The 11,108-nt window shown below is 66.6% G+C and carries 10 protein-coding genes; all 10 read right to left on the bottom strand.

Annotated elements, in window-relative coordinates; all coding sequences use genetic code 11:
• Positions 1–166: 166 nt before the first annotated feature.
• Entirely contained in the window at positions 167–817 is a 651-nt protein-coding gene (locus Q7W29_07125; protein ID MDO9171583.1) for a hypothetical protein, read from the bottom strand.
• A 581-nt stretch (positions 818–1,398) separates the two neighbouring features.
• On the bottom strand, positions 1,399–5,169 hold the full coding sequence (locus Q7W29_07130) for an FAD-dependent oxidoreductase (protein MDO9171584.1): 3,771 nt from the start codon (positions 5,167–5,169) through the stop codon (positions 1,399–1,401).
• Positions 5,170–5,179: 10 nt separating this feature from the next.
• On the bottom strand, positions 5,180–6,943 hold the full coding sequence (locus tag Q7W29_07135) for an NADH-quinone oxidoreductase subunit NuoF (GenBank protein MDO9171585.1): 1,764 nt from the start codon (positions 6,941–6,943) through the stop codon (positions 5,180–5,182).
• On the bottom strand, positions 6,940–7,422 hold the full coding sequence (gene nuoE, locus Q7W29_07140) for an NADH-quinone oxidoreductase subunit NuoE (GenBank protein ID MDO9171586.1): 483 nt from the start codon (positions 7,420–7,422) through the stop codon (positions 6,940–6,942). Before nuoE ends, Q7W29_07135 begins: the two co-directional genes overlap by 4 nt.
• 38 nt (positions 7,423–7,460) lie before the next feature.
• A complete protein-coding gene (locus Q7W29_07145; GenBank protein ID MDO9171587.1) occupies positions 7,461–7,862 on the bottom strand; it encodes a hypothetical protein in 402 nt (133 codons plus the stop codon).
• Complete coding sequence (locus tag Q7W29_07150; protein MDO9171588.1) at positions 7,859–9,148, bottom strand: [Fe-Fe] hydrogenase large subunit C-terminal domain-containing protein; 1,290 nt, start codon at positions 9,146–9,148, stop codon at positions 7,859–7,861. The genes Q7W29_07145 and Q7W29_07150 overlap by 4 nt, the downstream gene beginning before the upstream one ends.
• A 5-nt stretch (positions 9,149–9,153) precedes the next feature.
• Entirely contained in the window at positions 9,154–9,633 is a 480-nt protein-coding gene (locus Q7W29_07155) for an ATP-binding protein (protein MDO9171589.1), read from the bottom strand.
• Positions 9,630–9,983, bottom strand: coding sequence for a transcriptional regulator (locus tag Q7W29_07160; protein MDO9171590.1), 354 nt, complete (start codon positions 9,981–9,983; stop codon positions 9,630–9,632). The genes Q7W29_07155 and Q7W29_07160 overlap by 4 nt, the downstream gene beginning before the upstream one ends.
• A gap of 28 nt (positions 9,984–10,011) precedes the next feature.
• Positions 10,012–10,341, bottom strand: coding sequence for a DRTGG domain-containing protein (locus Q7W29_07165; GenBank protein ID MDO9171591.1), 330 nt, complete (start codon positions 10,339–10,341; stop codon positions 10,012–10,014).
• Positions 10,342–10,366: 25 nt separating this feature from the next.
• Complete coding sequence (locus Q7W29_07170; protein ID MDO9171592.1) at positions 10,367–10,906, bottom strand: hypothetical protein; 540 nt, start codon at positions 10,904–10,906, stop codon at positions 10,367–10,369.
• Between the last annotated feature and the right edge of the window lie 202 nt (positions 10,907–11,108).

Genomic DNA, 11,108 nt, shown 5'->3' on the forward strand with positions numbered 1-11,108 from the left:
TACCCCACATCCAGATACAAAGACCCCAACCGCATTGCGATCGGGGTCTCCGTCAACATCTCTGTAACTCGTTGCTAAAATTAATTTTGATGGCTCCCCGGGTGAGGCTCTCTGCGTGACGGAAAAGAGAGAGATCGGGAATTGTGGAGTCCATGCCGCGCGCAGATCATCTGCCGTGAGACTTGCCCCCGCCATGCTTGCTGTGCCCTTCGCCGCGGTCACCGTGATGACGTCCCCCGTCCGGCCGATCCGCGTGTTCAGGGGGATGGCGCTTGCGATATTCCCTGGCCATCAGCGACTGGACGTCCTGCTGACCCGAACGCCACTTCATCGCGACGGCCGGGCTCATGCCGTAGTAGTCGTGCAGCATGCGGACCGCGACGAGATCGCGGACTTCTCGGTCCATCAGCTCGAAGCGGTACTTGTGATTGCTCTCGTACTTGCGCCAGAAGCCATAGGCCCTGCCATAAGGGGGCCCGGGTCTGTACGAGCAGGGCACGAACCACGCCTCCGGCTGGACATCCAGCCGCCGGCCCACCTCCCACCAGGAGAGACCGCCGCTGCGCAGCTGGAACACGACCTCCGGATGCGTGCCCGAGCGCCCGGCCAGGAACAGCGCCACCGCGGCGTCGTCGGGATCACGGTACCGCGCCCGCCAATCCCTCACGTCTCCGGGGTCGCGACCGAAGTAACGGGACGAGATGGCCATAAAGAGTTCCGTGTCATCCCCAGCGCGGATCGCGACCCCAAAATCGATATCCGCGCCCGCGCCGGCCGTGCCACTCCATCCGGCGGCCACCAGCAGCACCAGCAGCATGGAAGCTGATCGGCAGTTTCGCCTGTTCATTGCCCTGCACCTCGCTAAAGAGTGACGGTCGGCGTCACGTCCACGTCACCGATTACGGACTGTCCCAACACTAGTTCCGTACCGCTGCATCCGCCATGCGGCATGCCGCCAACTCGACGGTGGTCCGGGTCCCTCCGCATCCGGAACAAGGACGATGCGATCACCAGCGCAGGAAGTGGACGCTGGCGGCCTTCAGGGACAGGATCGAAGCTGAATACTCTACTTATGGACTGTACGCTTGACGGGGGAGCTTACGACGCGATTTCGCCCCCAGCCGACCTCTCTCCCCGCCTCTCGATTCAGCTGCCCCTATCACCCCAAAACCCGGTCCCGTAATTGACGCAACCCCAACCAAATACAAAGGCCCCGATCCACCCTAGATCGGAGCCTCCGTCTACATCTTTGTAACTCGTAGCTAATTATAATCTTGTCGGTTCCCCGAACGGATCGCGAACAAGCATGTTTGTAGGTTTACCTCCGATTTGAAAAACCAGGGCGCCGCATCGAACGGCGCCCTGGCTTGTCTCGTTCTTATTGTCGCACGCCGGCGATCAGACCGCCGTCGCCGCCTTCTCGGCTTCTAGCCGCGCCCGCGCGCCGGCCATCATCTCGGCGAACCACTGGCCGAATTTGAGTTCGAGATGGTCGAGCTCCAGCGTGGCGACCGGCGTGATCCTGGCTGCCGGGCCGCCGGTGAAGGTCTGGCGAGCCAGCGCACCCATCGGAGGGGTCCAGATACCGTCCGCATCGGCGCTGTCGACCGTGACCATTCCGTAAGCCGGCACGACCCGCTGGATCTCGGCGAATACCTCCGCCGGGTTGGCGTACTTCAGCTTGAAACGGTAGCCCATCTGGGCGCCGAGCTGGCAGATGACCTGCCACGTTTCGAGCGCGGTCGCCGGCGGCACGGCGCGGCGCACCGCCTGCACCCGCCGCTCGCTGTTGGTGAGCGTGCCCGACGTCTCCGCCATCGCCGACAGCGGCAACACGACGTTGGCCAGGCGGGCGGTCGGCGTCAGGAACAGGTCCATCACGACCAGGAAGTCGGCGGCGCACAGGCCTTCGCTCAGTTCGACCGGGAAACCGGCGGCGCCGACGGGGTCCTCCCCGATCACGATCGCGACCTTGATCTTCTTGTCGCGCAGCTTGGCGGCGATGTCGGCGCCGGCGCCGGCGTTGCCGCTCAGGGCCGCGCACCACTCCTTCTCGAATTCCGCCACGACCGCGGCGTCGCCGGTCGACGCGTAACCCGGGAACCACTGCGGGCCGACGCCCAGGTCCAGGAGCCCCTGCATGTTGGACTTCTCGTGCAGGGCGAGCAGGGTGCAACCGAACGCGTCGGCGGCGTCCGCGTACAGCCGCAGGTCGCCGGCCACGCGGGGGCCGCGGTAGTCGCGGTTGCACACGAAGACCTTCAGGATGCTCCGCGCCAGGATGGCGACTGCCGCCGCCAGCGCGTCGGGGTCCAGGTCCGCGGTTCCCGCGTCGCGCGCGAGCGCCGCCAGGGACTCCCGGTCGTCGAACGCATCCGGCACGCTGTCCCCATAGGCGCGCAGGAGAGCGAGCACGGCCTGGGTCTGGGCGCCGTCCTCACAGCGCAGGAAGACATCGGCATGGCGCGACGTGCGGTTGCTCTCCGGACCGACGTAGATGAGACGGGCGCCCTTGCGGATGGCCTTCTTGACCAAAAGATCGGCCACGAAGTGCTCGTCGCAGGTATCGGAACCCGCGACGACAATCGCCTGCGCGTCTTCCAGTTCGCGGTAGGTCGCCGTCGAGATGACGTCCGGGCAGGCCAGGTCCTGGTTGACGAGATGCGCGAGCGACGACACCTGGTGCGTCCCCAGCGCGATGCGCGCGAACTTCTGCGCGAGGTAGATCTCCTCGTTGGTCAGGCGCGGCGAGATGAACACCGCCATCTCGTCGCCGCTGTACTTGCGCCGCAGTTCCTTGAGACGCATCGCAGTGAAGGCGATCGTCTCATCGACGGGCGATTCCTGCAGCTCGCGGCCGGCGCGGATCCGCGCGTTCAGCACCCGCTCGGCCGAGCGGACGTAGCCGTAGCCGAAGCGGCCCTTGCGGCAGTGGTTGCCGTCGGTCACGACCCCGTCGTCGCAGCGCGACGCCTTCACCAGCGCGTCGCCGTAGGTGTCGTAATTGAGCTTGCAGCCGATGCCGCAGTAGGTGCAGACCGTCGGCGACTTGTCGGTGGGCCACGGGCCGGGCTTCGCGAGCTGGACGACCTCGGTGATCGCACCGGTGGGACAGGTGCCGATGCACAGGCCGCAGGACACGCATTCGGTGTCCAGGAGCGATCCGCCCATCGCCGGCTTGACGACCGTGTTGAAGCCGCGGTTGATGAAACCGTAGGCCCCGACGCCCACCAGTTCGCTGCAGAGGCGCACGCAGCGACCGCAGAGGATGCACTTATTGGGGTCCAGTTCGATCAGCGGGTGGCGGCGGTCGACGTTGTACTGCTTGGCCTCGCCGAGGAACTGGGTGATGTCCACCTGGTACTCGGACGCGTACCGCCGCAGATCGCAGTCGAACAGGGCCGTGCAGCCGCACTCGAGGCAGCGGGCCGACTCGACCTTGAGGTCGGCGGCGCTGTAGCCGGTCTCGACCTCGACGAAACTGCGGATGCGGTCTTCGATCGGCAGCTGGGGCATCGCGCGGCGGGTATGGCGCGGCCCTTCGCGCAGGTCTTCCTGGGTGACCTTGCGGAAGGAGTCCTTGCGGCTGACGAATTCTTCGGGTTCGGGTTGCGCCTTGCCCGTGTGGACGTAGGTGTCGATGGCGTGCGCCGCCTTGCGGCCGGCCGCGATGGCTTCGATCGCCGTCGCGGCGCCGGTGACGACGTCGCCGCCGGAAAAGACGCCCTCGACGGACGTTTCGAAGGTCTTTTCGTTCACCTGGACGGTCTGCCAGCGGGTCAGGTTCAGCGTCTCGCCGAAAGGCAGCATGTTCGGCAGGCGGCCGCCGAATATCGCCTGCGCCTGGGTGCTTTGGCCGATCGCGGCGATGATCCAGTCGGCGGCGACCTCGAACTCGGAACCGCGCACGGGCTTCGGGCTGCGACGGCCCGACGCGTCGGGGTCGCCGAGTTCCATGCGCAGGCATTCGAGGCCGACCGCGCGGCCGTCCTTGACGAGCACGCGGGTCGGGGCGACGAGCAGATCCAGGTGGACGCCCTCCTGCTCGGCCTCTTCGATCTCCACGGCGTTGGCCGGCATCTCGGCGCGGGTGCGCCGGTACAGCAGGCGCACCTCGTCGGCGCCGAGACGCAGCGACGTGCGCGCGCAATCGATGGCGGTGTTGCCGCCGCCGACGACCAGCACCCGTCCGGGGAGCTGGTGGGCGCGGCGCAGGCCGTACTCGCGCAGGAATTCGATGCCCGGCAGCACGCCCGGCGTCTCCTCGTTCTGCACCCGCATCTTCGAGGTGTCCCAGGCGCCGATGCCCAGGAACACGGCATCGAAGCCGTCCTGCCTCAGGCTCGCGACGGTGAAGTCGCGGCCGAGGGTCATGTTGGTCGACAGTTGCACGCCCAGCTCGAGGATCTGGTTGATCTCGAGGTCGAGGGTCTCCTTCGGCAGCCGGTACTCGGGGATGCCGTAACGCAGCATGCCGCCCGCCTCGGGCAGGCTCTCGAAGACGTGGACCGCGTAGCCGCGGATCGCCAGGTAGTAGGCGCAGGAGAGCCCCGCCGGCCCGCCGCCGATGATCGCCACACGCTTGCCGTTGGCCGGCGCGACCTCCGGGCGCCACGGCCGGGTCGAGCTGAGGTCGAGGTCGGCGACGTAGCGCTTGATGTAGTCGATGCCGACCGCCTCGTCCAGCAGGTTGCGCCGGCAGCCGGTGACCTCGCACGGCCGCGTGCAGACGCGCCCGCACACCGCCGGCAGCGGGTTGCGCTCCTTGATCAGCTTGATGGCGTCGTGGTACTTGCCGAGGGCCGCCAGGGCGATGTAGCCCTGGATGTCGATCCCCGCGGGGCAGCTGAGCTGGCACGGGCCGACGCAGTCGGCGTAGTGGTTCGACAGCATCAGCTCGAGCGAGGCCTTGCGCGAGCGGCGGACCTCCGGCGTGTCGGTCTCCACGACCATCCCCGCCTGGACCTTGGTCGAGCAGGCGGGCAGCAGGGTGCGCGCGCCCTTGACCTTCACGACGCAGAGGAAGCAGGAGGCGAACGGTTCGAGTTGTCCGTCGTGGCAGAGCGTCGGGATGGTATGCGTGCCGTGCTGGCGCGCCACCTCGAGGATGGTCTGCCGGTTGTCGGCGATGACGCGCTTGCCGTCGATTTCGAGCTTGACCAGGTCCATGACAACCTCGCTATGAACGCACGATGGCGTGGAATTTACAGGACTTGTAGCACTCGTCGCACTGGATGCACTTCGACTGGTCGAGGTGGTGGACCTGCTTCTTGTCGCCGGTGATCGCGCCCGTCGGGCAGACGCGCCCGCACACCGTGCAGCCGGTGCAGGCCTCCGTGATCGTGTAGGACAGCAGCTTCTGGCAGTGGTGCGCCGGGCACTTCTTGTTCGTGATGTGAGCCTCGTACTCCGAGCGGAAGTACTTCAGGGTCGTCAGCACCGGGTTCGGCGCCGTCTGGCCGAGACCGCAGAGGGAGTTGTTCTTGACCAGGTGGGCGAGATGCTCGAGCAGCTCGATGTCGCCGTCGCGGCCCTCGCCCTCGCAGATGCGGGTCAGGATCTCCAGCATCCGCTTGGTGCCGACGCGGCAGAACGTGCACTTGCCGCAGGACTCGCGCTGCGTGAAGTCCAGGAAGAACCGGGCGATGTCCACCATGCAGGTGGTCTCGTCCATCACGACGAGGCCGCCGGACCCCATGATGGCGCCCGTCTTGTTGATCGACTCGTAGTCGATGACCGTATCGTACAGTTCGGCCGGGATGCAGCCGCCGGACGGGCCGCCCATCTGCACAGCCTTGAACTTCCGGTCGTTCGCGATGCCGCCGCAGATCTCGAAGACGATCTCGCGGATCGAGATGCCCATCGGCACCTCGACCAGACCGCCGCGGCGCACCTTGCCGGCCATGGCGAAGACCTTGGTGCCCTTGCTGTTGGCGGTGCCCAGGCAGTTGAAGGCCGCCGCGCCGTTGGCGATGATCCAGGGCACGTTCGCGAACGTCTCGACGTTGTTGATGCTCGTCGGGCAGCCCCACAGACCCTTGGTCGCGGGGAACGGCGGGCGCACGCGCGGCATGCCGCGGTGGCCCTCGATCGAGCCGATCAGGGCGGTCTCCTCGCCGCACACGAACGCCCCCGCGCCCTCCTTCAACCGGATGTGGAAGCTGAAGTCGGAGCCCAGGATGCGGTCGCCGAGGAAACCCCGCGCCTCGGCCTGCGCGATCGCGATGTTCAGGCGCTCGATGGCCTTGGGGTACTCCGCGCGGGCGTAGATGTAGCCGTGGTCGGCGCCGATCGCGTAACCCGCGACGGCCATGCCCTCGAGCACGGAGTGGGGATCGCTCTCCAGGACCGAACGGTCCATGAACGCGCCCGGATCGCCCTCGTCGGCGTTGCAGATGATGTACTTGTGCTCGCCGGTCGCCAGACGCGTGAAGCGCCACTTCATGCCGGTCAGGAAGCCCGCGCCGCCGCGACCGCGCAGCCCCGACTCCACGACCAGGTTGATCAACCCGTCGGGATCCTTGTCCTGCAGGACCTTGCGCAGCGCGTCGTAACCGCCGACCGCGAGGTAGTCCTCCAGGACTTCCGGGTCGATGCGCCCGCAGTTGCGCAGCACGATCCGGTTCTGACGCGCGAGGTACGCGCCCTCGTTGCCCCGGCCTTCGTCGCTCCAGACCAGCCACTCGTCCACCGGCCTGCCGCCCGCGACGTGCTCCTCGAGGATGCGGTCGAGCTTGTCCTCGGTGACGCCGCCGTACTGCCAGACCGCGCCCAGGTCGTCCAGGACCTCGACCAGCGGCTCGATGTAGCACATGCCGAGGCAGCCGGTCTTGCCCAGCTCGAACTTCGGCCCGCCGTTGCCCGCCCGTGCGGCGAGCGAGCGGTAGATCGTCTCCGAACCCGCGGCGATGCCGCAGGTGCCCAGGCCCACGAGGATCTTCATGTCTTCACGACCTCTTCACCGGCCTGCCGGTGCTGCTTGATGACCTTCTTGATGTCCGTGGGGCTCAGGTTGCCGTAGGTCGCGCCGTCGATCATGATGACCGGCGCGAGGCTGCAACAGCCCAGGCACGAGACGGTCTCGAGCGTGTACTCGCGGTCCGGCGTCGTCTCGCCGTCGTGGATGCCGAAATGCGACTCGAGCGCTTCGCTGATCGCTTTGGCGCCCGCGACGTGGCAAGCCGTGCCGTGGCAGACCCGCAGGATGTGCTTGCCGACGGGCTGGAAGCGGAACTGCGCGTAGAAGGTGGCCACCCCGTAGATCTGCGCGATCGGCGCCCCCGTCTGCTCGCTGATCTCCTGGAGCCTCTCGCGCGCGATGTAGCCGTCCTGCGCCTGTGCCTGCTGCAGGAGCGGGATGAGCCGCCCCTCCTGGCCGGCATACTGCAAGGTCTTGAAATCTATCTTCTTGTGGTCGGACATCGCCCTTGTCTCCTCATTCGTATTTTTGTCGCGCGTGGTCAGTCGTAGGGTGTCTCGAACATCCGGTTCATGAGCGACATCATGTGGTCGATGTCGCCGATGCCGCCGAGGGCGTGGCCCTGGCAACCGCGCCGGCAGCAGAACTCGACGTAGCCGCCCTTGACGAGGTTCAGCGACGTCATGGGCGCGCCGCATAGCTTGCAGGCCAAGGGCAGGGTCAGGCTGGCCTCGCAGCGCGGGCAGCGGAATTCCACGACCGCTCCGGGCGGCAGCTCCAGCTCCGACTCGACGGTGTAATCCCCGAACAGCGCGCTGAGGCGCATCTCGCCTTCCTGGTGCGGGTCGTGCACGTAGGCGTTCAGCAGGATCCTGCCGCCTTCCGTCAGCAAGGCCGCGCACTGTGGACAGCTCGTGTCCAGGATCAGCATCTGTTTGCTCATCGAGAGCCCTCCCCTCGCTTGGCGGCGGCTTCCTCGCAGCGGGCCAGCCGCAGGAAGATGCAGTCGTCGATTTTCGCCTCGTCGCGCAACGTGTCTTCCACCAGCGTGGCGCAGTCGGGAGCGCCACAGGCGGCACAGTCCTTCCGGGGCAACCGGGCGAGCAGCTCCTGCCGCTCGCGCTCGAGCGCGATCGCCCGCCGCAGATCCTGGGCGACCGGCCGGACGGCGCGCGCCTTGATCTCCTCCTCGAGATCAAAGAAGTGCTCCCGCATCAGCGAGCGCACCTTTTCTTCTTTGAACAGGCTCTGGGTTCCCAGCCGGCGTCCGATGTGCTGCAGGTTGCGTCCGGCCGCGTAACGGCCTTCGATCGTCAGGCCGCCGCTGATGCAGCCGTCCGGGCAGATGTAGGCCTCGATCAGGTCGACGCTCTGGAACTTGCCGGCCTCGAGATGGTCGAAGACGTACTGGACGTCGCGCAGGCTGTGGACCGACATCGTGTTGGTATTGCGCATGCCCATCAGCTCGCCGCCGGACATCGCCCACCTGATCCCGGCGCGGCTGATCTGATCGTCGCGCTCCTCCGCCCCGCCGAGCTTCATGGCCTTCAGCAACGGCCCGCAGATCTCGCTGATGGCGAAAGCGCCGTCGAGGTTGGACTGCTCCAGGCCGACGGGCGCCACGATCGAGTTCATGATCGCCGTGCAGGGGGTGATGAAGAAGATCCCGATGTCCTGCGGATCGAGACGCTGCTCGGCGGCGACCCGCCGGCGCAAGACCTTGGCGGCCAGTTCCCGCGGGGTTTCGATCTGGACCAGATTGGCGAGCAGGTCCGGGTAACGGACCTGCACCAAACGCACGATCGCCGGGCAGGTGACCGATATCTTGGGCCAAGGTCCTTCCATTTCGCTGAACGAGGCGTCGATGGCGCCGGCGACCATCTCGTTCATCCACGACATGTCGTAGGCCCGGTCGAACCCGAGGCGGGTCAGGCCGTGAAGCACCTGGCTGGGATGGATGTCGCGGCCGAACTGGGCGTACAGGGTCATCGACGGGATGGCGACCTTGTACTTGAAGCGCGCGAGATCGGCGGGGGACGACAGCCGGGCCTGCACCGCGTCGTAGCGGCAGGCGCGGATGCACGCGTCGCAGTCGATGCACAGCTCCGGCTTGACGACCGCGCAGCCGGCGGCGACGCGGATCGCCTTCGTCGGGCAGACCTGGCTGCAGGCGACGCAGCCCACGCACCGGGCCGGATCGAAGAGGATGGAGGGTTCGCGGGCGACCATCGTATTCAACTCTGGAGGTGGATGGTGTAACGCAGGGTTGTCCCCACGCCCGGCGTCGAGACGATCTCGAACTCGTCGGTGTTGCGCTTGATGTTGGGCAGCCCCAGACCGGCGCCGAATCCGCGCTGGCGCATCTGCGGCGTGGCCGTGGAGTAGCCTTCCTGGAGGGCCTGCGCGATGTCGGGGATGCCCTGGCCGCGGTCGGACAGGATCACGCGCACCGCGGTCGGCAGCACCTGCAACTGCATGTCGGCCTCGCGCGCGTACATGATGACGTTCATCTCCGCTTCGAAGTTGGCGATCGACAGGCGGCGGATGACGGTGTTGTCCAGACCGAACTGCTTGAGGATCGCCTTGATCTTCGCGGCCGCCTCGCCGCCGTGCTCGAAATCGTCACCGACGATCTGGTAACTCTCGCTGTAGAGGATCTCCGCGCCCTCCCAGGGCACGCGCGGCTCGCCGGTGCTCCAGCGGTTCTCGTTCACGGCCGCCCCCCCGGCTCCAGGCCGTTCGCCTGCAAACGGCCGCAAACGTCCGGCATCGACAGTTCCGTCGTCAGCAAGGGGATGCGCTGGGTGCGGACGAGGGCGATGACGGGCTCGGCGGGTGTCTTGCCGTCGACGAAGAGGATGCCGGCGAGGTCGGCGACGTCGGCGGTGTGGGCCGACTGGATGGACGCGAGGCCCGTGATCAACAGGGAGCCGGGGTGGGAGAACGCCAACACGTCGCTCATGAGGTCGGCCGCGAAGCAGGCCGTCACCTCCAGGCCCTCCATGAACTCCGACCCCAGGATCACCTGGCAATTCAGGAGGTCGACCAGTTCCTGCATCAGCATCGCGGCGGCTCCCGGGATTGGCGGCGGGTCAGCGCACCCCGGCTTCGTACAGCATGGTCGTGACCTGCCAGCGGCTCAGGTCGGTCGAGAAGATCGGGATCTGCGCCTTCTCGGCCATCTTCCTGACGTCTTCCGACGGCAGCTTGCCCTGGGTGACCACGATGCCCGCGATGTCGACGAGGTTGGCGGCGGCGATCACGTTGTTGTGGATCTGCACCGTCACCAGCAGGTCGCCCGGTTTCGCGTTGGCGATCACATCGCTGACCATGTCGGAGATGTAGACGCCGGAGATCTCCTTGTCAAACATCGCGGTGACGGGCTTGAGCGCCAGCTTCTCCGCGAGGACCGACAGTTTCATGCTCGGGCTCCTTGAGTTGACGAGTCTAGACCTCGTCCGGTTCCATCGACGCCAGGCCGAAGTCGATCATGATGTCCCCGTAGGACACCGTACGGTAGATATCGAAGAGATCCGGCAAGATCAGGATCTTCTTGCCGGGCGTGTGCAAGCGCCCGTTGAACAGCGCGTTGAGCAGCCGCACCTTCTCGCCGTCCAGCACGCGCACCGACCCGTCCGGGTTCTCGTAGGCGACGGCCGCGTAGACCGAGATCCCGTTGTCGTGCGCGATGGCGCCCAGGCGGTGCAGGGTGCTGTCGGGCTTGGCGTTGGCGTAGTAGACGAGGCCGAGCATCTCGCGCAGCGGGACGGTCTCGCCCGACCGCTCGTCGAGGATGTCGAACTGGAAGGACTGCGCCATGCCCGCGTAGCGCCAGCGATGCGGACCTTCGCGATAATCCTCACGCGGCGGGATGGGTTCGTCACAGAAGTAGGAACGAGCTGCGTGGCTCAAGACGTCATGCTCCATGATGACGTGCCCGGTCCGGACGTTGACCATCTTGTAACGGGACTGAGCTTCGCTGGCCATGGCTCCGCTTCCCTCCCTCGCCAAGCCGGTCGCGACAGGCGGTCCGACAAAGGCGTTCGAGGTCCTGGTGAAAGCGCCTGGCCGTCGCGGCAACCGGTTGTTGATCATAGAGGTAAGCCCACCGCGACGGTCGTTGTGCAAAACTAGTCAGCGGCTTAATGCCTAGCAAGTCGAATGTCGTCAACGCCGGTTGAAAAGTGCG

The sequence above is a fragment of the bacterium genome, from assembly GCA_030654305.1.
In the GTDB taxonomy this organism is placed as follows: domain Bacteria; phylum Krumholzibacteriota; class Krumholzibacteriia; order LZORAL124-64-63; family LZORAL124-64-63; genus PNOJ01.

Bases quoted from the DNA above. Each gene is read 5' to 3' on its own strand.
- Q7W29_07125 (MDO9171583.1), bottom strand. From the start codon at position 817: ATGCTGCTGGTGCTGCTGGTGGCCGCCGGATGGAGTGGCACGGCCGGC.
- Q7W29_07170 (MDO9171592.1), bottom strand. From the start codon at position 10,906: ATGGCCAGCGAAGCTCAGTCCCGTTACAAGATGGTCAACGTCCGGACC.
- Q7W29_07130 (MDO9171584.1), bottom strand. From the start codon at position 5,169: ATGGACCTGGTCAAGCTCGAAATCGACGGCAAGCGCGTCATCGCCGAC.
- Q7W29_07150 (MDO9171588.1), bottom strand. From the start codon at position 9,148: ATGGTCGCCCGCGAACCCTCCATCCTCTTCGATCCGGCCCGGTGCGTG.
- Q7W29_07135 (MDO9171585.1), bottom strand. From the start codon at position 6,943: ATGAAGATCCTCGTGGGCCTGGGCACCTGCGGCATCGCCGCGGGTTCG.
- Q7W29_07165 (MDO9171591.1), bottom strand. From the start codon at position 10,341: ATGAAACTGTCGGTCCTCGCGGAGAAGCTGGCGCTCAAGCCCGTCACC.
- Q7W29_07160 (MDO9171590.1), bottom strand. From the start codon at position 9,983: ATGCTGATGCAGGAACTGGTCGACCTCCTGAATTGCCAGGTGATCCTG.
- Q7W29_07145 (MDO9171587.1), bottom strand. From the start codon at position 7,862: ATGAGCAAACAGATGCTGATCCTGGACACGAGCTGTCCACAGTGCGCG.
- nuoE (MDO9171586.1), bottom strand. From the start codon at position 7,422: ATGTCCGACCACAAGAAGATAGATTTCAAGACCTTGCAGTATGCCGGC.